Below are 20255 nucleotides of genomic sequence, written 5' to 3'. Positions count from 1 at the left end.
CGGGTGCCTCATGGCGCGTGTGCTGGACGAGAACGATCCGATCGGGAACCAGACGCCATCAAGGCGCACCGGGTGGAACCGCCGGCCCGAGTTCACAGAGCCTCGCCCTTGAGCAGGGAGCCGACCCATGCGTCCACCCGGATTCCTCGGTGCAGAAGTCGCTTCCGGAGCGTGGCCTCCACGGTGAAGCCCGCCTTCTCCGCAACTCGGCGGGAAGCCCAGTTGCCTACCTCGGCGCGCCACTCGATCAGTTCCAGACCATGAACGCGGAAGGCCCACCGACACACAGCTCGCACCGCATCGGTCGCAACGCCACGTCCGCGGGCTTTCGGATCAACCCAGTATCCGATCTCGGCCGTACCCGGTGCGCCCAACCACAGACCCACGCGGCCAAGGCGTTCTCTCGTGGACGCCTCCTCGGCGAGGAACTCCAGACGCTGTCCACTCTGCGCGCCGGCGATGGCCAGCTGCTCCACGAAGAACGCCGCATCTTCCATGCGGTAGGGCGCCGGCAACTCCACGAAGTGCTGCAAGGCCGGATCCAGGGACACCTCATAGACCCACGGGATGTCCGCCGGTTTGAACGGCCGCAGGGCAAGCCAGCCTGCATTGATCCCATTTCGCTCCATGGCGCGATCTTCGTCGGCCGGCCCACAGGCGCGCAATGCGATAACAGCCGAGCCCCGGGACAGGTGGGCGAGGCGCCTCGCAGGCCGGTTCTGATGACGCCCCTGGTCAGGTGAGCGTGGTGGTGTCCCCGAGGGACTCCAGCAGGTCGCGCAGCGTGTGGGCGAGTTCGTCACGGCGCTCCTTCGGCAGGGCCGAGAGCACGCGGTCCTCCGTCGCGACATGGTCCGGCAGGGCCCGGTCGATCAGGGCGTACCCCTCGTCGGTGAGCGTCACGTAGACCACCCGCCCGTCGGCCTCGCTGGGCGTGCGGGTCACCAGCCCCCTGGACTCCAGGCGGTCGAGCCGCTGCGTGATCGCCCCCGACGTGACCATGGAGGCCCGCATCAGCTCGGCCGGCGTCAGCCGGTGCGGCGGGTCGCTGCGGCGCAAGGTGGCCAGCACGTCGAAGGAGGCCCGGTCGAGCCCGTGCGCGGCGAACGTACGGCCCAGCTCCACGTCGATCAGCCGGATCAGCCGCGACAGCCGGCCGATCACCGCCATCGGCGAGACGTCCAGGTCAGGGCGCTGGGCGTCCCATTGCTTGAGTATCAGGTCGACGTGATCAGCCACCACTCCAGCCTAACGATGCCTTAGCGGTGAGGTAAATCACCTCGCCAAGTAACTTAGCGCTGAGATACTTTGTCTTAGTGCTAAGAAATCAATCGGGAACCGTCCTGCTGACCGCGCTGACCCCCGCCATCTGGGGGACCACGTACCTCGTCACGACCGAACTGCTGCCGCCCGGCCGCCCCCTGCTGGCCGCCGTGATCCGCGCGCTGCCCGCCGGTCTCCTCCTGGTCGCCATCACCCGCCGCCTGCCCACGGGCATCTGGTGGTGGCGCGCGCTGGTGCTCGGCGCGCTGAACATCGGGGTGTTCTTCGCGCTGCTGTTCGTGGGGGCGTACCGGCTGCCCGGAGGGGTGGCCGCCACCGTGGGCGCCATCCAGCCCCTGCTGGTCGCGTTGCTGTCGGCCGGGCTCCTGGGTGAACGCCTGTCCTTGCGTACGACGCTGGCCGCCGTGGCGGGCGTGGCCGGGGTGAGCCTGCTCGTGCTGCGGGCCGACGCCCGGCTGGACGCGCTCGGCGTGGCCGCGGCGCTCGGCGGCGCCGTCGTGATGGCCTTGGGCGTGGTGCTGAGCAAGCGGTGGCAGTCGCCCGCGCCGCTGCTGGCCACCACCGGCTGGCAGCTCGTGGCCGGCGGCCTGCTGCTGCTCCCGGTGGCGTTCCTCGTCGAGGGTGCGCCGCCGGCCACCCTGACCAGCGCGAACCTCGTCGGGTACGCCTACCTCACGATCATCGGATCCGCGCTCGCCTACGTCCTGTGGTTCCGGGGCCTGCGGATGCTGTCGGCGACCAAGGTCACGTTCCTGGGCCTGCTCAGCCCCGTGGTCGCCACCGCGCTCGGCTGGCTCGTCCTCGGCCAGGAGCTCACCGCGGCCCAGGCGCTCGGCGCGCTCGTCGTCCTGGCCGCCCTGGTCGCGGCCCAGCGCCAGCCCGCCCGCAAGCCGGCCGAGACGCCCCGCGTCCTTGCTGGAAAGGAGTCCTGACATGCGCATCACCGTCTTCGGAGCCGCCGGAGCCGTGGGCGGCAGGGTGGTGGCCGAGGCGCTGGCCCGCGGCCACGAGGTCACCGCCGTCGTCCGCGACCCCGCCCGCTTCCCCCTGCTGCCTCCCGCCGCGCACGCCCGCGCCGGCGACGCCTCGGACGTCAGGGACGTGGCCGCGCTCAGCGCCGGGCAGGACCTCGTCGTCAGCGCCACCCGGCCCGCGCCCGGCCACGAGGCCGACCTGGTCACGACCGCCAAGGCGCTGCTGGCCGGGGTGGCGAGGACCGGCGTGCGGCTGCTGCTCGTCGGCGGCGCGGCCGGGCTGACCGTGCCGGGCACCGGCGGCCTCACCGTCGTCGAGACCCCGGACTTCCCGCCCTCGTGGCGGCCCATCGCGCTGGCCTGCAACGCCCAGCTTGAGGTCTGCCGGGCCGAGCCGGGCGTCGACTGGGCTTACGTGAGCCCGCCCGCGCTGCTGGAGCCGGGGGAGCGTACCGGTCGCTACCGGCTCGGCGGCGACGAGCTGCTGGTGGACGCCGAGGGGAGGTCGGCGATCTCCATGGAGGACTTCGCCGTCGCGCTGCTCGACGAGGCCGAGCGCCCCCGGCATCACCGCGCCAGGTTCACGGTCGGCTACTGAACCGCCGTCTCACAGGGTCACGGGCAGCGACGTCAGGCGCCAGGTGCCGGGGTCGGGCATGTGCCGCACCTCGCCGGCGAGCGCCAGGCCGGGGAAGCGGCGCAGCAGGGCCCCGATCGCGATCCCGGCCTGTACGCGGGCCAGCGAGGCCCCGACGCAGAAGTGCGGCCCGTGCGCGAACCCGAGATGCCCCGACTCCTCGCGCCGCAGGTCGAACCGGTCCGGCTCGTCGAAGGCGCGCGGGTCGCGGTTCGCCGAGGCGATCGAGGCCGTGACCGGCACGCCCTTGGGAACGGTCACGCCGCCGATCTCGACGTCCTCCGCCGTGAAGCGGGGGATGGTCAGCAGCTGCGGCCCGCACCAGCGCATCAGCTCCTCCACCGCCCGCGGCATGAGGGCGGGGTCGGCGCGCAGCGCGGCGAGCTGGCCGGGGTGGGACAGCAGGGTTGCGACGGAGTTGGCGATGAGGTTCGTGGGCGTCTGGCCGGCCATGACGAGCGTCCAGACCATGGTGATCAGCTCGGTCTCGGAGAGCCGGTCGCCGTCCTCCTCCATGACGCGGGCCAGGTCGGAGATCAGGTCCTCGCCCGGCTCCGCCCGGCCCCTGGCGACCGCGGCGGTGGCGCCCTCGAGGATGCGCGGGATGGCGTCACGGAAGCTCTCGCCGTGCCCGGCCACGATGGCGGCGCCGTACTCGCGCCACCGGGGACGGTCGGCGACGGGGATGCCGACCAGCTCGCAGATCACCTCGATCGGCAGCGGGCCCGCGAAGTGCGCCAGCAGATCCGGCTCCGCGGGCAGCTCATCGAGCAGCCGCTCCACGATCGCCTCGATGCGCGGCCCGAACTCGGCGGCCCTGCGCCGCGTGAACGCGGGCGCGACCAGCCGGCGCAGCCGGGCGTGCTCGGCGCCGTTCATCTCCGACATGGTCCGCAGGTACGGCAGGCAGTGCTCCGGCACGTCGGGCCGCTGGTAGCTGTGCTCGTTGGTCGTCAGCCTGGGGTCGCTCAGCATGGCCCTGGCCTCCTCGTGCCGGGTCACCGCCCAGAACGGGCCGAACCCGGGCGCCATCAGCCGCGCCACGGGCGACCGCTCCCTGGCGCTCGTGTACGCGGTGAACGGGTCCGCCAGGACGGCGGGATCGGTCAGGTCGACCTCGGGCACATCGGTCATATCCGCTCCTGAATTGAATGATGACATCATCTGGATGTTCACGGTATCTCGATCTGCGAGCGCCCGGCAACGCGAGGGACGAGTCAGCGACGTAGACTTCATCAAGTACGTGCTTTACGACGCTCACGGAGTTGGCAAGGTGGATCAGAAGGAGACCGAGTTCGTCGACCGGATGGGGCTCGTCATGGAGCGCATCGCCGGGGGCCGGACGATGGGCCGCCTGTACGCGTGGCTGCTGATCTGCGACCCGCCGGACCAGTCGCTCACCGATCTGGCCGCCGAGCTCGGCGTCAGCAAGACCATGGTCAGCACGGTCGCCAGGCAGCTGGAGGCCGGCGGGATGGTCGAGCGCGTCCCCACGTCGGCTCGTGAGCACCGCTACCAGGTCGTTCGCGGAGGATGGGCCCAGATCATGCGGGGCCGGCTGGCCGGCGTCGAGCCGATCGCGGAGGCGCTGAGCCTCGGACTGTCGATCATCGGTGACGACCGCGCCGAGCAGCGGGCGCTGTTGCAGGACACCAGGGACTTCTTCGAGTTCCTCATGCGCGACGCGGACGAGTCGCTCCAGCGCTGGGAGGAGTATCGCAAACGGCTGAAAGACGACGATCAGGGCTCCGGGTGAACATGATCGTCGAGGAGCACGTGCCGTTCACCGCAGGACCCCGGCACGACGCCACCGCGTCCCCTGCCGGGTCGTGCGATCCGCTCAACCGAACAATCATCCAACGATCAAGGGAGTGACGATGTCTGACATCGTCGAGCGGTACAACATCCCCGAACAGCACTTCTGGCTGCACGGCCCGCGGCCGGGCGGGCCGGTCGAGCACAACGCCGCCGCCGGAATGTGGAACGTCTACGGTTACCCCGAGACGCACGAGATCTTCGGCGACCCCGCGACGTACTCCTCCGACACCCTTCGCCTGGCCCCCGAGGACCAGAAGCCGGAAGGGCTGTCACTGGAGGGCTTCATCACCCAGATCGACCCGCCGGAGCACGGCAAGCTGCGCAAGCTGGTCAGCAGCGCCTTCACCCGCAAGGTCGTCGCGGACCTCGAGCCGAGGATCGCCGCCGTCACCAACGAACTGCTCGACGCGGCGCGCGAGCGCGGCGGGTTCGAGCTGGTGCGCGACCTGGCCTACCCGCTCCCGGTCATCGTCATCGCCGAGCTGCTGGGCGTGCCCAGCAGCGATCGCGAGCTGTTCAAGCAGTGGGCCGACACGCTGTTCCGGCAGGACACCAAGGTCTCGTTCGACGACCTCTTCGAACGGCGGGAGCAGGACACGGAGACCACGATGAAGTCGTGGTGGGAGATGTCCGCCTACCTCGCCGGCCACGCCGCCGAACGCCGGCGCCGGCCGCGCGCCGACCTGCTCACGAAGCTGGTCGAGGCCGAGGTGGACGGCGAGCACCTGCCCGACGAGCAGGTGGTCAACTTCGCGATCGTCCTGCTGCTGGCCGGGCACGTCACCACGACGATGCTGCTCGGTAACACGGTGCTGGCCCTGGACGCCTTCCCCGAGCACCAGGACAGGGCGCGGGCAGACCGCGCGGCGATCCCGGCGATCATCGAGGAGTCCCTGCGCTTCTTCACCCCGTTCGCCCTGATCGCCCGCGGCACCACTTGCGAGACCGAGCTCGGCGGCGTGACGATACCGGCCGATCAGACGGTCCTGCTCTGGCTCGGGGCGGCCAACCGGGATGCCCGGCAGTTCGCCGACCCCGACGTCTTCGACCCCGACCGCGACCCCAACCCGCATCTCGCCTTCGGCCGCGGCATCCACTTCTGCCTGGGCGCCCCCCTGGCCCGGCTGGAGGGCCGGGTCGCCCTCAACATCCTGCTCGACCGGTTCGACCACCTGCGCACCGATCCGGAGGACCCCGTGGTGTTCATGCCCATGCCGACCATGACCGGCGTGCGGCGCCTGCCGCTGGTCTGACCCCACATGCGGGAGGCCGTGCGGCCTCCCGCATGTCATGCGCTACGCGCCGCCTGCCACGTACCTGTCGAAGAAGGCGAACGTGCGCCGCCACGCGTCGTCCGCCGCCGCCCGGACGAGGCCGTGACGCAGCGGGAACAGCGCGAGCTTGGCGACGGGGTGATGGCCGTCGGTCATGAAGGAGTGCCCGGCGTCCGGATAGATCTCGACGTCGTGCTCGAGGCCGAGCGCCCGCATGTGCTCGCGCAGCCGCGTGCCGTGCCGCCCGAAGCCCTGGTCGCGGCCGCCGTAGGAGCCCACGACCGGGCACACCGACCGCAGCCGCTCCTGGTCGCGGGGGACCGCGCCGTAGTTGACCGACGCGGCCCGTACGCCGGGCGGCGCGCTCGCCGCGTACGCGAGGGCGAACCCGCCGCCCATGCAGAAGCCGATCACGCCGAGCCGGCCGCCGTCGACGTCATCGCGGCCGGCCAGCCACTGCCGGGTGGCGTCGATGTCGGCGGCCGGCTGACCCGGCTTCTCGGTCACGAACTGGTGCATGGCCCGCGTCAGGCACCCGACCCTGGTGCCGTGGCTGTACAGGTCCGGTAAGACGGCCGCGTACCCGTGCTCGGCGAACAGGTCCACCACGTCCAGCATGTCCGGTTCGATGCCGTAGATCTCGTGCAGGACCACCACGCCCGGCCACCCGGCCGCGGGCGCCGTCCCCTGCGGCAGCGCCACCGTCGCCTCCAGCGAACCGCCGTCCGGCAGCGGTACGCGCACGTCCTGTCTCATCAGCAGTCCTCAACCGATCAAAGAGCAAGGAACGTAACGTAACACCTCAGGCGTCCCGCCTGACGAGGGCCGCCCAGCCGGCGCCGACGGACAGGCCGGCCCAGGCGATCAGCGTCAGCAGCCCGCCCGTGCGGTCCAGGGCGGTGGCCGGGTCCGCGGGCAGGCCGAGGAGGCTGAGGGCCGCCTCATGGGGGAGAAGCCGCACCGCGTCCGGCATGCTGCCGCGCAGCGCCGGCGAGATGAGGACCGGCGTGACGAACAGCACGGAGAGCGGCGCCACGACGCCCCTCGCGACGACGGCGAAGCCGTATCCGATGAGGCTGAGCAGGAGATACACCGTCAGGAGGGCGGCCGGATCGGCGACCGGCTGGACGAGGTGGCCGGGCAGGACCGCGGGGCCCGCCGCGAGCAGGCAGGCCGCCGTGACCGCGGCGAGTTTGGCGGCGGCCAGCCGGTGCCGGCCGGGGACGGCGGCCAGGGTGACGCGCAGCTGTCCGGCGCGGTACTCGCTGCCCGCCGCGAAGACGGCGATCGCGGCGAAGACGTAGACCGGCGCGACCATGAGGGTGCCCAGCTGCCCGATCGCGACCGGCCCGTCCGGCCCGGCGAGCCGTACGGAGTCCGTCGCCGCCAGGAGGCCGAGCACGGTGTTCGCGGCGGAGGCGACGCCCAGGGCGACCCAGGTCGCCGGGAGCGTGCGGGTCTTGGTGAGCTCCGCGCGCAGCAGATCCGCGAGCCGGATGGCGCTCATCGCGCATCCCTCCTGCCGAGCGTGATCCCGGCGGCCGCCGTCGTGACCCCCGCCCACGCGACCAGCACGAGGAGGGCGGGCACGGGGCCGGCGGTGAGCCGGTTGATCCCGGGGTCGAGCAGCAGGTTCCGGGCGGCGCTGACAGGGAGGAGCGCGTCCAGGGCGGGAGCGGCCCCGGCCAGTGCCTGTGTCATGGTGACGGCGATCTGGGCGATGGTGACGATGACGCCGACGAGCGTGCTGCGCGCGATGACGGTGATCCCGAAGCCGGTCAGCCCGGACAGGACCGCGAAGGCCACGAACCTCCCGTGGCCGAGGAACGCGGCGCCCGTCACGAGCAGGCCCGGGTTCCAGTCCTCGACGGCGGCGTACATGAAGGCGGTGCTGATCCCCGCGATCAGGACCGCCACGAGGAGCAGGTACGTGGCGGTCGCCAGGGCCTTGGCCGCGATCAGCCGCCCGCGCCGCGGCATGGCGAGCACGGTCACCCCGAGCTGGTTCGAGCGGAACTCCTGCCCGGCGATCATCGCGGCGAGGACCGGTACGAGCAGGCCCATCTGCAGCGAGGACGCGGCGAGGAGACCGAGGATCGCCTCGGTGGCCGGTTGCGGCGTCCCGATGAAGATCTCGATGACGCCGTCGGGGGTGATGTCCGCGACCGCCTCGGCGTTCAGCCGGACCGACTGGATCAGGACCAGCGCGTGGAGGCCGAGGACGACGCCGGTGGCGATCCACACGCGCGGCAGGGTGAGGATCTTGGTCAGCTCGGCCCGCACGGCGCTCACCACCCCGGCCTCGCGGGGTCGCCGGTCAGCGCGAAGAACGCCTCCTCCAGCGAGCGGTGCCCGGCGGTGACCTGGGCGAGCGAGCCGTGGGTGACGACGCGCCCGCGGTTGATGACGACCACGTCATCCGCGGTGCCGGACATTTCCGTCATCAGGTGGCTGGAGAGCAGCACCGTACGCCCGGCCGCCGCGTAATCCCGCAGGAAGCGCCGGATCCAGCGGATGCCCTCCGGGTCCAGCCCGTTCACCGGCTCGTCGAGCACCAGGATCTCGGGCTCGCCGAGCAGCGCCGCGGCCAGGCCGAGCCGCTGCCCCATCCCCAGCGAGTACGTCCTCACCCGCCGCCGCGCCGCCTCGCCCAGCCCCACGAGTTCGAGCACCTCCCGGACCCTGCGCCGCGGGATCCGGTTGGACTGCGCGATCCAGGTGAGGTGATCGACGCCGCGGCGCTCGGGCACCGGGCCGGCTCCGTCCAGCAGCGCCCCCACCGTGCGCAGGGGATGCCTCAGGTCGCGGTACCGCATCCCGTTGACCAGCGCGGTGCCCGCGCTCGCCGCGTCCAGGCCCAGCAGGACGCGCAGCGTGCTGGACTTGCCGGCGCCGTTCGGGCCCAGGAAGCCGGTGACCCGGCCGGGACGCGCGGTGAAGCTGACCTCCTCCACGGCCGCCTTGGCCCCGTAACGCTTGCTGAGTTGTGAGATTTCGATCATCGCCTGCCTCGCCTCGGATGGACGTCGCCAGCCTGGGGCGGGAGGGCACCTGCTCGCGTCCCCCGAAAGGAGACACCTACCGGGGTTCGTACAGCAGTCCCGCCTCGTGGGCGAGCACGGCCAGGTGCGTGCGGTCGTTCACGCCGAGCTTGGCGAACATGCGCCGCAGATACGTGCGGACCGTCTCCACGCTCAGGAACAGCTCGTCGGCGATCTGCTGGTTGGAGTGCCCGCGTGCGACGAGCCGCACGACCTGCACCTCGCGCTCGGACAGCACCTGCCCGGCGAACGCGTGCCGCCGCGCGGGCGGCTGCGGCGCGAAGCGGCGGATCAGCCGTGCGGTGACCTCCGGCGCCAGCATGGCGTGGCCGGCGTGGACCGTGCGGACGGCCTGGAGCACCTCCTGCGGGGACGCGTTCTTCAGCAGGAACCCCGACGCGCCGAGGGTCAGCGCCTCATAGACGTACTCGTCCAGGTCGAAGGTCGTCAGCATGATCACCCGGGTGGCCGCGTCCGGGAGGATGCGGCGCGCCGCCTCCAGGCCGCTCAGGCCCGGCATCTGAACGTCGAGCAGCGCCACCGCGGGCTTGAGCGCGCCGACGAGCCGCGCGGCCGTCTCCCCGTCGCCCGCCTCCCCGGCGACCCGGAATCCCTCGGTCCGGTCGAACAACTTCCGGTACGCGGCCCGGAAACGGTCGTCGTCATCGGCCAGGAAGACGCTGACGGCCCCGCTCAAGACGCGCTCCGGACCGGCAGCCTGGCGCGCACCTCGAATCCGCCCTCCGGATGGTTTCCCCAGGTCACCGTGCCGCCCACCAGCCGGGCCCGCTCACGCATCCCCCGCAGCCCCGACCCGTCCCCGCCGCGCGCCGGTCGGGCGCCGGGGCCGTGGTCGCGCACCCGCACGACGATCTCCCCGCCGACTTGCCGAAGGTCCACCGAGCAGGCCGCGCCCGCCGCGTACCGCACCACGTTGCCCAGGGACTCCTGGACGATCCGGTACGCCACCGTCCCGGCCACGTCGTCGACCGGGCCGTTCACCTCGATCCTCGCCTCGACGCCCACGCCCGCCGCGCGGGTCGCCGCCACGAGTCCGTCCAGCCGCGCGATCCCCGCGACACCCTCCGGCGCGCCGGGCTCGGACCGCAGCCCGCGTACGAGTGCCTGCATCTCCTCCAGCGCCCCCCTCGCGTGCGACTCGACACCGGCCAGCGTGTCGCGTAACTCCTGCTCGCTCGCGTCGGCCAGGCTCCGCGTCACCCCCGCCTCCGCGCTGATCACGCCGAGCGCGTGGCCGACGACGTCGTGCACGTCACGCGCCACCGCCAGTTGCACCCGGGCCCGCTCCGCCTCCTGAGCGGCCGCGATCTGCCTGCCGACCGCCGTGCCGAGCAGCCAGGACACGCTCAACGCGGCCACGGCCAGCGTCAGCCGCTGCCCGGCGCCGCTCGCGTCCTCGCCCGGGACCGCCGCCACCGCCGCCAGCGCCGTGAGGAGGCCGGCGAGGACGAGGACGATCGTACGGGTGCGGCCGGCGCGCGCGACCGCGAGCGGATACAGGCACCACGCCGCGGCCAGCATCGGGTCCTGGCACACCCCCAGGACGCTCCCGGCGATGGTCGCGCCCGCGGCGAGCAGCGGCGACACGGTCGGCAGTCGCCGCCGCAGGGCCATCACCGCGCCTGTGACGCAGGCCAGCACCAGCCCGGCCACCAGCCGTGACCGGTCCGCGGAGGCGAACGTCGGCGGCAACCAGAACATCCCGACCACGATCGCCGCGGCCGGCCCATCCAGGAGCCGCCTCATCCCCCGTACCTTACGCGGCGCTCGCGTCATTGACTCGAACGGGAGTAAGGGATACATTCCGGTAGATTTCACGATTGTCCAAGGGAAATCCGGTGAGATGCCGGTGCGGACGCGCCACTGTATCCGGGACGTAGATCCCGGGAGCCAGGTCGCTTGGACTTCCGTGACCTCGTTGGTCGGGACGCGTCATCCCTGAGGAGGCATGTATGAGTGGTCTGTCCACTCCTTCGGCAATCCCCTTCCCCCGTCTGCGGCTGTGGCTGCTCGCCGTTCCGGTGCTGCTGCTGGTCGCCTACCTGGTGCTGATGGACAACGGGGCCATCTCGCAAACCGGTGCCTACCTGCACGAACTCATGCACGACGGACGCCACCTGCTCGGCGTTCCCTGCCACTAGGCACGCGCATGGTACGCACCCTGCTGGTCAGGGGCCTGCTTCTGGGCCTGCTGGCCGGATTGATCGCGGGCGGCTTCGCCTTCGCCTTCGGGGAACCGGGGGTGGACAGCGCCATCGCGCTGGAGGAGGCCCATGCCGCCCAGGAAGCGCCCGGCCATGACCACGGCGAGGAGGCACTCGTCGGCAGGCCGGGACAGAAGGCCGGGCTCTTCCTGGCCACGGGCCTGTACGGGCTGGCCGTGGGAGGGATCTTCGCCCTCGTGTACGCGGGCCTGCGCGGACGGGTCGGCCCCCGGTCGGACGGCGGGCTGGCCCTCGCCGCCGCCGGGACGGCGTTCGTGGCGGTGATCCTTGTGCCGTTCGTGAAGTATCCGGCCAACCCACCGGCCGTGGGCGACCCGGAGACGATCAACAGCCGCACCCTGCTCTACGTGGTCACGATCCTCGTCGGGCTGGCCGCGACGGCGATCGCGGTGGCCACGGCGCGCCGGGTCACCGCCGGGCCGTGGGCGCGGTGGGGCGCGGCGGTGGCGGCGTTCCTGGTTCCGGTGATCGCCGCGTGGACCCTGCTGCCGACCGTGAACGAGGTGCCCGACGGTTTCCCCGCCACGCTGTTGTGGCAGTTCAGGCTCGCGTCGCTGGGGACGCAGCTCGTCTTCTGGGCGGCCTTCGGCGTGCTGTTCGGGTGGGCCTGCGACCGGGCGTCCCGCCGCCCGGTGACCGCCGCGTCGCCGGGCTGAGCGGGGTGCTGTTCGTACGGCACGCGAGCACGCCGAGGATGCGGGCCGCCTGCTTCCCCGCGTCCGACGCGCACGCCGACGCGGCGAGCCTGGCCAGGGCCACCGCCCTGACCCAGACGGTGGCCGGGGCGGCGGCCGGGTCAGCGGTGGGGGCGGCGCCGGGGTCGGCGGCCGTGGCTGGGCCTGTGGTCGAGTCGGCGGTCGTGGCTGCGCTCGGGGTGGTGGCGTGGGCGGCTCCCAGCGTTGCCGCCTGCCAGACCGTCGCCGTGCTCGGCCTGGAGGCGCGGGCGGTCCCGGCGCTGGCGGAGGTGGATTGCGGCCGGTGGCGGGGCCTGCCGTACGAGCGGGTCGCGCGGGAGGAGCCGGACGCGCTGGCGAGCTGGCTGACCGACCCGCACGCGGCCCCGCACGGCGGTGAGAGCCTGGCGGCGCACGCCGAGCGGGTCGCCGCCTGGCTCGAGTCCGTACGCGCGGAGCCAGGCGTCGTCGCCGTCTGCGACGCGGGCGCCATCCGGGCGGCGCTCGGCCACGCGCTCGGGCTGGACCCGCTGAGCGCCGCCCGTTTCGATCTCGCGCCGCTGTCCGTCACCGAGCTGACCGTCACGCGCGCCGGCTGGCGGGTCGCCCATGTCAACCGGAAGGTTCTGATTTGATCGTCACATATCCGTTCAGCGCGGTCGTCGGGCTCGACGACCTGAAGCTGGCGCTGGTGCTCAACGCGGTCTCCGCGCGGGCGGGCGGCGTGCTCGTACGCGGGGAGAAGGGCACCGCCAAGTCGACCATCGTGCGCGCGCTGGCCGCCCAGCTGCCCGCCGTGAACGTGGTGCCCGGATGCCGGTTCGCCTGCGACCCGGCCGCGCCCGACGCCGGATGCCCGGACGGGCCGCACGAACCCGGGGGCCAGGGGCTGGAGCGCCCGGCCGCGCTGGTGGAGCTGCCGGTCGGCGCCTCGGAGGACCGGCTGGTCGGCTCGCTGGACGTGGAGCGGGCGCTCACGGAAGGGGTGAAGGCGTTCGAGCCGGGCCTGCTGGCCGCCGCCCACCGCGGCGTCCTCTACGTGGACGAGGTGAACCTCCTCCACGACCACCTCGTCGACCTGCTGCTCGACGCGGCGGCCCTGGGCACGTGCTACGTGGAGCGCGAGTCGGTGTCGGTACGGCACGCCGCCAGGTTCCTGCTGGTCGGGACCATGAACCCGGAGGAGGGAGAGCTCCGGCCGCAGTTGCTGGACAGGTTCGGGCTGACCGTCGAGGTCAAGGCGTCCAGGAACCCGGAGGAGCGCGCCGAGGTGGTGCGCAGGCGGCTCGCCTTCGACGCGGACCCCGGTGCGTTCGCGGCCCGGTGGGCGGCCGAGGAAATGGCGCTGGCGAGCCGGATCGCGCGGGCCCGCGCCCGGGTGCCGGGTGTGCGGCTGCCCGACGCGCGGCTGCGGCAGATCGCGACCGTGTGCGCGGCGTTCGAGGTGGACGGCCTGCGGGCCGACCTGGTGACGGCGAGCACCGCCATCGCCCACGCCGCCTGGCAGGGCAGGGACGTGGTGACCACCGAGGACGTGCGCGCCGCGGCCCGGCTGTCGCTGCCGCACCGGCGGCGGCGCGATCCGTTCGACGCGCCCGGGCTGGACGAGGCCCTGCTGGACGAGCTGCTGGAGAGGACGTCGGGGGATGAGGAGGATCCGGACGATCCCGACGGTGGAGGTCCTGATATTTCCGGACCTGGTGGGCCGGAGGGCTCGCCGACGACGGCCGGAGAGGGCACCCCGCCATCCGGCGGCTCGGAAGGCGGTCCCGAAGGCGGCCCTGACGGTGGCGGACCCGAGGGCGGCGGTCCCCAAAGCAGGCCCGGGCTGAGTGGCGGGCACCGGCAGGACCGTGCGTTCGACGAGAGCTACCCGACGACGGCCGACGATGCCGCCCAGGCGGCCGGGAGCAGGGAAATGCCGCCGGGCGTCGAGGGCACAGCCCCCGATGGTGCGGTGCCGGAGCACAGCGGAGGGCCGGGGAAGGAAGCGGCCGGGCGGGTGGCCGGGGTGGCGGCGCCGTACCGGGTGCCGCTGCTGGAGGTGCCCGGGGTCGGCGAGGGCGCGGCGGGGCGGCGGTCGCGCTCGCGCACCCCGCACGGCCGGGCCACCGGCTCGCGCCGCCCCGCCGGACGCGTGCGCGACCTGCACGTGACGGCGACGGTCCTGGCCGCCGCCCCCCACCAGCTGCGGCGCGGGCGCCGCGGCCCCGGGCTGGTGCTGCGCGAGGACGACCTGCGCGAGGTGGTGCGCGAGGGCAGAGAGGGCAACCTCGTGCTGTTCGTGGTGGACGCGAGCGGCTCGATGGCGGCGCGCAAGCGGATGACCGCGGTCAAGACGGCGGTCCTCAGCCTGCTGCTCGACGCCTACCAGCGGCGCGACAAGGTCGGCCTGGTCACCTTCCGCGGCCGGGGCGCGGCGGTGGCGCTGCCGCCGACCTCGTCGGTGGAGGCGGGCGCGGCGCGGTTGCGTTCGCTGCCGACCGGCGGGCGCACCCCGCTGGCGGCCGGTCTGGCGCGGGCCGCCGAGGTGCTGCGCGTGGAACGGCTGCGCGACCCCGCGCGGCGGCCCCTGCTGGTGCTGGTGACGGACGGGCGCGCCACGGCGGGCGGCGACGTGGACCGGGCGGCGGCGCTGCTGGAGGGTACGGCGGCGGTGGTCGTGGACTGCGAGAGCGGCCCGGTACGGCTGGGCCTGGCGGTCCGGCTGGCGGCCCGGTTGCGGGCCCGTCTCGTCTCCCTCGACTCCCTGGCCGATCTCGGCTCGGTGGTGCGCGATCACAGGAAGGCGGTCTGAGCATGCCGCAGGGAAAGCCCGCCGTCGTCCCCGACGACGGCCTCACCACCCGGCAGCGCCGCAACCGGCCGCTGCTGATCGTGCACACCGGTCCCGGCAAGGGCAAGTCGACCGCGGCGTTCGGGATGGCGTTGCGGGCCTGGAACCAGGGTTGGCCGGTCGGGGTGTTCCAGTTCGTGAAGTCGGCCAAGTGGCGCATCGGCGAGGAGCGGGCGCTGAAGGTGCTCGGGGAGACGGGCGAGGGCGGCTCGGTGACCTGGCACAAGATGGGCGAGGGCTGGTCGTGGATCCAGCGGCCGGGCGCCGAGGAGGATCACGCGGCCGACGCCCGTGAAGGGTGGGAGCAGATCAAGCGGGATCTGGCGGCCGAGACGTACCGGTTCTACGTGCTGGACGAGTTCACGTACCCGCTGAAGTGGGGCTGGCTGGAGCTGGACGACGTGGTGGCCGCGCTCGCCGGACGGCCCGGCAACCAGCACGTGGTGATCACCGGCAGGGACGCGCCCGAGCGGCTGATCGAGGTGGCGGACCTGGTGACGGAGATGGGCAAGGTCCGCCACCCCATGGATTCTGGGCAGAAGGGGCAGAAGGGCATCGAGTGGTAGTTCCCCGGCTCGTCATCGCCGCGCCGTCGTCGGGCAGCGGCAAGACGACGGTGGCCACGGGGCTGATGGCGGCGCTGCGGGCGCGCGGGCTGCGCGTCTCGCCGCACAAGGTGGGCCCCGACTACATCGACCCGGGCTATCACGCGCTGGCCACCGGGCGTCCCGGCCGCAACCTGGATCCGTGGCTGGTGGGTGAGGAGCGCGTACGGCCGCTGTTCCGGCACGGGGCGGCGGGATGCGACGTGGCGGTGGTCGAGGGCGTGATGGGGCTGTTCGACGGTAAGGGGGACACCGACTTCGCCTCGACCGCTCACGTGGCCAGGCTGCTGGACGCTCCCGTCGTGCTGGTGGTGGACGCGGCGCGGCAGAGCAGGTCGGTGGCGGCGGTGGTGCACGGGTTCGCCACGTTCGACCCCCGGGTGCGGGTGGGCGGGGTGGTGCTGAACCGGGTGGGCTCGGACCGGCACGAGGAGCTGTGCCGGTCCGCGCTGGCCGCGGCGGGGATGCCGGTGCTGGGCGCGATCCGCCGCGACGACGCCGTCTCCACGCCGTCGCGGCATCTGGGGCTGGTGCCCGCCGCCGAACGGGAGGCCGAGGCGCTGGCCGCGGTGGACCGGCTGGCCGCGCTGGTGACCCGCTCGTGCGACCTCGACGCGCTGCTCCGGCTGGCGGCGTCGGCCCCGCCGCTGGACGCCGTCCCCTGGGAGCCCGCGCGGGGGGAGCGGACGGACCGGCCGGTGGTGGCGGTGGCGGGCGGGGCTGCGTTCACGTTCGGCTACGCCGAGCACGTCGAGCTGCTGCGGGCGGCCGGGGCGGACGTCGCGGTGTTCGACCCGCTGCGGGACGAGCGGCTGCCGGACGGGACCGCGGCGCTCGTCATCGGCGGCGGCTTCCCCGAGGTGTACGCCGCCGAGCTGGCCGCCAACGAGCCGCTGCGCGCGCAGGTGGCGGCCTTCCGCGGCCCGATCGCCGCCGAGTGCGCCGGGCTGCTCTACCTGTGCGAGGAGCTGGACGGGCAGCGGATGTGCGGGCGGGTGCCGGGCCGGGCACGGATGACGCCGAGGCTGACGCTCGGCTACCGGGACGCGGTCGCGCTCAGGCGTTCGCCGCTGACGGAGCCGGGCGAACGCTTTCGCGGGCACGAGTTCCACCGCACCGCCGTCGAGTACGCCGGCGAGCCGTTGTTCCGCTGGGAAGGTGGCGCCGACGGATTCGGCGACGCCCAGGTGACCGCGTCCTACCTGCACCTGCACTGGGCCGGGCAGCCGATGACGGCTCAGCGGCTGGTGTCGTCCTCCAGGTCGCCCTCGGTCTTGAGGTAGACCTCCTGCAGGCCACGTAGGACCTCCGGGTCGGGGTGCTGCCACATGCCCCGCTCGGCGGCCTCCAGCAGGCGTTCGGCGATGCCGTGCAGGGCCCAGGGGTTGGACTGCGCCATGAACGCCTGGTTCTCCGGGTCGAGCACGTACGTCTCGGTGAGCTTGTCGTACATCCAGTCGGCGACCACCCCGGTCGTGGCGTCGTAGCCGAACAGGTAGTCGACCGTGGCGGCCAGCTCGAAGGCCCCCTTGTAGCCGTGGCGGCGCATCGCGGCCAGCCAGCGCGGGTTGACGACCCTGGCCCGGAAGATGCGCGAGGTCTCCTCCGACAGGGTGCGGGTGCGGACGGCGTCGGGGCGGGTGCTGTCGCCGACGTACGCGGCCGGGGCCCTGCCGGTCAGCGCGCGGACGGTGGCGACCATCCCGCCGTGGTACTGGAAGTAGTCGTCGGAGTCGGCGATGTCGTGCTCGCGGGTGTCGACGTTCTTGGCGGCCACCGCGATCCTGCGGTAGGCGTCCTCCATCTGCGGGCGGGCCGCCACGCCGTCGAGGTCGCGGCCGTAGGCGAAGCCGCCCCACACCGCGTACACCTCGGCCAGGTCGGCGTCGTCGCGCCAGTTGCGGCTGTCGATCAGGGGCAGCAGCCCGGCCCCGTACGCGCCCGGCGCCGACCCGAAGACGCGCATGGTCGCCTGGCGCCCGTCGCCCCCGGTCGCGGCGACGTGGGCGCGCACGTAGTTGTCCTCGTACGGCTCGTCCAGCCCGGCGGCCAGCCGTACGGCGTCGTCGAGCATGGCCACCACGTGCGGGAACGCGTCGCGGAAGAAACCGCTGATCCGGACCGTCACGTCGATCCTGGGACGGCCCAGCTCGGCGAGCGGGATCGGCTCCAGGGACGTGACCCGGCGTGAGGCCTCGTCCCATTCGGGGCGGATGCCGAGCAGGGCCAGCACCTCGGCCACGTCGTCGCCCGCCGTGCGCATGGCGCTGGTGCCCCAGACCGACAGCCCCACCGAACGCGGCCACTCGCCGGTGTCCGACCGGTAGCGCTCCAGCAGCGACTCGGCCATGGCCTGGCCGGTCTCCCAGGCGAGCCGGCTCGGGACCGCGCGGGGATCGACGGAGTAGAAGTTGCGGCCGGTCGGCAGCACGTTGACCAGGCCGCGCAGCGGGGAGCCGCTCGGCCCGGCGGGAACGTAGCCGCCGTCCAGGGCGTGCAGGACGTGGTCGAGCTCGTCGGTGGTGCGGGCCAGGCGTGGCACCACCTCGGTGGCGGCGAACTCGAGGACCCGCGTCACCAGGTCGCGCCGCTCGCCGGGCAGCTCGCGCGTGACCTCCCGCGTGACCTCCTCCGCCGCCTCCGTCGCCCAGCCGCGTTCCTCCATGGCCTCCACCAGCGCCCGGGCGGTCGCCTCGGCCCGGTCCACGCTGGCGAGCCTCGCCGTGCCGTCCTCGGCCAGGCCCAGCGCCTCGCGCAGGCCGGGCAGCGTCTCGCGGCCCGACCACATCTGCCGGGCGCGCAGCATCGCCAGGACCAGGTCCACGCGCACCTGCCCGGCCGGAGCCTGCCCGAGCACGTGCAGGCCGTCGCGGATCTGCGCGTCCTTGACCTCGCACAGCCAGCCGTCCACGTGCAGGATGAAGTCGTCGAACTCGCTGTCGTGCGGCCGGTCCGCCAGCCCCAGGTCGTGGTCGAGCCGGGCGGCCTGGATGAGCGTCCAGATCTGCGCCCGGATGGCGGGCAGCTTGGCCGGGTCCATGGCCGCGATCGTGGCGTGCTCGTCCAGGAGCTGCTCCAGCCGGGCGATGTCGCCGTACGTCTCCGCCCGCGCCATCGGCGGCACCAGGTGGTCCACCAGCACGGCGTGCGCCCGCCGCTTGGCCTGCGTGCCCTCGCCGGGGTCGTTCACCAGGAACGGGTAGACCAGCGGCAGGTCGCCGATGGCCGCGTCGGTGCCGCACGCGGCGGACATGCCGGCCGACTTGCCGGGTAGCCACTCCAGGTTGCCGTGCTTGCCCACGTGCACCATCGCGTGCGCGCCGGAGCCCGCGAACTCGGCCGACAGCCAGCGGTAGGCGGCCAGGTAGTGGTGGCTGGGCGGCAGGTCGGGGTCGTGGTAGATGGCGATCGGGTTCTCGCCGAAGCCGCGCGGCGGCTGCACCATCACCACCAGGTTCCCCGCCCGCAGCGCCGCGAGGACGATGTCACCCTCGTGCACGAACAGCTCGCCCGGCGGCGGCCCCCAGTGCCGCTCCATCTCCGTCCGCAGCTCCTCGGGCAGGGTGCGGTACCAGCGCTCGTAGGACGCGGCGGAGATGCGTACCGGATTGCCCGCCAGGTGCTCCTCGGTCAGCCAGTCCTGGTCCTGGCCGCCGGCGGCGATCAGCGCGTGGATGAGCGCGTCGCCGTCCTGCTCGGCCACGCCCGGGAAGCCCTCGCCGAGGTCGTAGCCGGCCTCGGCGAGCCTGGCCAGCAGCCTGACCGTGCTGGCCGGGGTGTCCAGGCCGACCGCGTTGCCCACCCGGGAGTGCTTGGTCGGGTACGCCGACAACATCACGACCAGGCGGCGCTCGGCGGGCGGGGTGTGCCGGAGCAGCCCGTGCCGTACCGCGATGCCCGCCACCCGGGCGGCCCGCTCGGGGTCGGCGACGTAGACGGTCAGCCCCTCGGGGTCGATCTCCTTGAACGAGAACGGCACCGTGATGATCCGCCCGTCGAACTCCGGGATGGCCACCTGCGAGGCGGCGTCCAGCGGCGACAGCCCGTCGTCGTTCTCCTCCCACGCCTGCCTGCCGGTGGTCAGGCAGAGCCCCTGCAGGATCGGCACGTCGAGCGCGGCCAGCGCGCCCACGTCCCACGCCTCGTCGTCGCCGCCCGCGCCCGCCGTCGCGGGGCGCGAGCCGCCCGCCGCCAGCACGGTCACCACCAGCGCGTCGGCGGCGCGCAGCGTGTCGAGCAGCTCGGGTTCGGCGGTGCGCAGCGAGGAGCAGAACACCGGCAGCGCCCGCCCGCCCGCCTCCTCCACGGCCGCGCAGAGCGTCTCCACGAACGCGGTGTTGCCCGCCAGGTGGTGCGCCCGGTAGTAGAGCACCCCGATCACGGGTCCCGGCCCGGGCCGCGCGTCGCGTTCCAGCAGCCCCCAGGAGGGCGTGGCCTCCGGCGGCGCGAACCCGTGCCCGGTCAGCAGCACCGTGTCCGACAGGAACGCGTGCAGCTCGGCCAGGTTCGGCGGCCCGCCGTGGGCCAGGTACGCGTGGGCCTCGGCGCAGACGCCGCCGCTGACCGTGGACAGCTCCATCAGCTCAGCGTCCGGCGCCTGCTCGCCGCCCAGCACCACCACCGGCAGAGGGCCGGCCAGCAGTGCGTCCAGGCCCTCCTCCCAGGCGCGCCGCCCGCCGAGCAGGCGCACCACGACCACGTCGGCGCCTTCCAGCAGGGCGGGCAGCTCCTCGGCCGCCAGCCGGGCCGGGTTGCCCAACCGGTAGGCGGCACCGCTCGCGCGAGCGCTGAGCAGGTCGGTGTCGGAGGTCGAGAGCAGCAGGACGGTACGGCTGTCGCCAGGCACGGCGCAATCCTCCCTCGGGG

The 20255-nt window shown here is 73.5% G+C and carries 20 protein-coding genes; 10 read left to right on the top strand and 10 right to left on the bottom strand.

What is annotated here, in order from left to right; genetic code table 11:
- Positions 1–92: 92 nt before the first annotated feature.
- Positions 93–629, bottom strand: coding sequence for a GNAT family N-acetyltransferase (locus ACWEPL_RS25905; protein ID WP_452437677.1), 537 nt, complete (start codon positions 627–629; stop codon positions 93–95).
- 106 nt (positions 630–735) lie between these two features.
- A complete protein-coding gene (locus ACWEPL_RS25900) occupies positions 736–1239 on the bottom strand; it encodes a MarR family winged helix-turn-helix transcriptional regulator (RefSeq protein WP_452437676.1) in 504 nt (167 codons plus the stop codon).
- 77 nt (positions 1240–1316) lie between these two features.
- On the opposite strand from ACWEPL_RS25900, the gene ACWEPL_RS25895 reads away from it, so the two are divergent.
- Both ACWEPL_RS25895 and ACWEPL_RS25890 read left to right on the top strand, forming a co-directional pair.
- The gene (locus tag ACWEPL_RS25895; RefSeq protein ID WP_452437675.1) at positions 1317–2216 is read left to right on the top strand and encodes an EamA family transporter; all 900 of its coding nucleotides are present in this window, start codon (positions 1317–1319) and stop codon (positions 2214–2216) included.
- A gap of 1 nt (position 2217) precedes the next feature.
- Entirely contained in the window at positions 2218–2856 is a 639-nt protein-coding gene (locus ACWEPL_RS25890; RefSeq protein WP_452437674.1) for an NAD(P)-dependent oxidoreductase, read from the top strand.
- Positions 2857–2865: 9 nt separating this feature from the next.
- Here the strand turns inward: ACWEPL_RS25890 and ACWEPL_RS25885 are convergent, their stop codons facing one another.
- Positions 2866–4029 (bottom strand): cytochrome P450 family protein, encoded by a 1164-nt coding sequence (locus tag ACWEPL_RS25885; RefSeq protein ID WP_452437673.1) that lies wholly within the window; start codon positions 4027–4029, stop codon positions 2866–2868.
- A gap of 139 nt (positions 4030–4168) precedes the next feature.
- Between ACWEPL_RS25885 and ACWEPL_RS25880 the strand changes: the two genes are divergently transcribed.
- The gene (locus tag ACWEPL_RS25880; RefSeq protein ID WP_350727413.1) at positions 4169–4651 is read left to right on the top strand and encodes a GbsR/MarR family transcriptional regulator; all 483 of its coding nucleotides are present in this window, start codon (positions 4169–4171) and stop codon (positions 4649–4651) included.
- 121 nt (positions 4652–4772) lie between these two features.
- On the top strand, positions 4773–5966 hold the full coding sequence (locus ACWEPL_RS25875) for a cytochrome P450 (protein ID WP_452437672.1): 1194 nt from the start codon (positions 4773–4775) through the stop codon (positions 5964–5966).
- A gap of 42 nt (positions 5967–6008) precedes the next feature.
- Here the strand turns inward: ACWEPL_RS25875 and ACWEPL_RS25870 are convergent, their stop codons facing one another.
- The 6 genes from ACWEPL_RS25870 to ACWEPL_RS25845 form a co-directional block, all read right to left on the bottom strand.
- A complete protein-coding gene (locus ACWEPL_RS25870; protein ID WP_363971353.1) occupies positions 6009–6743 on the bottom strand; it encodes a dienelactone hydrolase family protein in 735 nt (244 codons plus the stop codon).
- A 46-nt stretch (positions 6744–6789) separates the two neighbouring features.
- On the bottom strand, positions 6790–7494 hold the full coding sequence (locus ACWEPL_RS25865; protein ID WP_452437671.1) for a hypothetical protein: 705 nt from the start codon (positions 7492–7494) through the stop codon (positions 6790–6792).
- Positions 7491–8279, bottom strand: coding sequence for an ABC transporter permease (locus tag ACWEPL_RS25860; RefSeq protein WP_452437670.1), 789 nt, complete (start codon positions 8277–8279; stop codon positions 7491–7493). Before ACWEPL_RS25860 ends, ACWEPL_RS25865 begins: the two co-directional genes overlap by 4 nt.
- Complete coding sequence (locus tag ACWEPL_RS25855) at positions 8276–8989, bottom strand: ABC transporter ATP-binding protein (RefSeq protein ID WP_449970778.1); 714 nt, start codon at positions 8987–8989, stop codon at positions 8276–8278. Before ACWEPL_RS25855 ends, ACWEPL_RS25860 begins: the two co-directional genes overlap by 4 nt.
- A 76-nt stretch (positions 8990–9065) precedes the next feature.
- The gene (locus ACWEPL_RS25850; protein WP_452437669.1) at positions 9066–9725 is read right to left on the bottom strand and encodes a response regulator; all 660 of its coding nucleotides are present in this window, start codon (positions 9723–9725) and stop codon (positions 9066–9068) included.
- Positions 9722–10795 (bottom strand): sensor histidine kinase, encoded by a 1074-nt coding sequence (locus ACWEPL_RS25845; protein ID WP_452437668.1) that lies wholly within the window; start codon positions 10793–10795, stop codon positions 9722–9724. Before ACWEPL_RS25845 ends, ACWEPL_RS25850 begins: the two co-directional genes overlap by 4 nt.
- A gap of 206 nt (positions 10796–11001) precedes the next feature.
- Here ACWEPL_RS25845 and ACWEPL_RS25840 point away from each other — a divergent pair, with 206 nt between their 5' ends.
- Genes ACWEPL_RS25840 through ACWEPL_RS25815 form a run of 6 tightly spaced genes read left to right on the top strand, consistent with a single transcriptional unit; the run spans position 11002 to position 16672 of the window.
- Complete coding sequence (locus tag ACWEPL_RS25840) at positions 11002–11190, top strand: CbtB domain-containing protein (RefSeq protein WP_192784851.1); 189 nt, start codon at positions 11002–11004, stop codon at positions 11188–11190.
- A gap of 8 nt (positions 11191–11198) precedes the next feature.
- A complete protein-coding gene (locus tag ACWEPL_RS25835) occupies positions 11199–11930 on the top strand; it encodes a CbtA family protein (RefSeq protein ID WP_350727422.1) in 732 nt (243 codons plus the stop codon).
- On the top strand, positions 11876–12583 hold the full coding sequence (locus ACWEPL_RS25830; RefSeq protein WP_452437667.1) for a histidine phosphatase family protein: 708 nt from the start codon (positions 11876–11878) through the stop codon (positions 12581–12583). Before ACWEPL_RS25835 ends, ACWEPL_RS25830 begins: the two co-directional genes overlap by 55 nt.
- Positions 12580–14745: a VWA domain-containing protein gene (locus ACWEPL_RS25825; RefSeq protein WP_452437666.1), complete on the top strand. Its 2166-nt coding sequence runs from the start codon at positions 12580–12582 to the stop codon at positions 14743–14745. The genes ACWEPL_RS25830 and ACWEPL_RS25825 overlap by 4 nt, the downstream gene beginning before the upstream one ends.
- Before the next feature lie 2 nt (positions 14746–14747).
- Positions 14748–15350 (top strand): cob(I)yrinic acid a,c-diamide adenosyltransferase, encoded by a 603-nt coding sequence (gene cobO / locus ACWEPL_RS25820; protein WP_363971336.1) that lies wholly within the window; start codon positions 14748–14750, stop codon positions 15348–15350.
- Positions 15344–16672, top strand: a complete 1329-nt coding sequence (locus ACWEPL_RS25815) for a cobyrinate a,c-diamide synthase (protein ID WP_452437665.1) — start codon at positions 15344–15346, stop codon at positions 16670–16672. The genes cobO and ACWEPL_RS25815 overlap by 7 nt, the downstream gene beginning before the upstream one ends.
- Here ACWEPL_RS25815 and cobN read toward each other — a convergent pair.
- Positions 16627–20235 (bottom strand): cobaltochelatase subunit CobN, encoded by a 3609-nt coding sequence (cobN, locus tag ACWEPL_RS25810; protein ID WP_452437664.1) that lies wholly within the window; start codon positions 20233–20235, stop codon positions 16627–16629. The genes ACWEPL_RS25815 and cobN overlap by 46 nt on opposite strands.
- Between the last annotated feature and the right edge of the window lie 20 nt (positions 20236–20255).

The organism is Nonomuraea sp. NPDC004186 (assembly GCF_053603495.1).
This window is presented reverse-complemented; position numbering and strand designations above follow the sequence as displayed.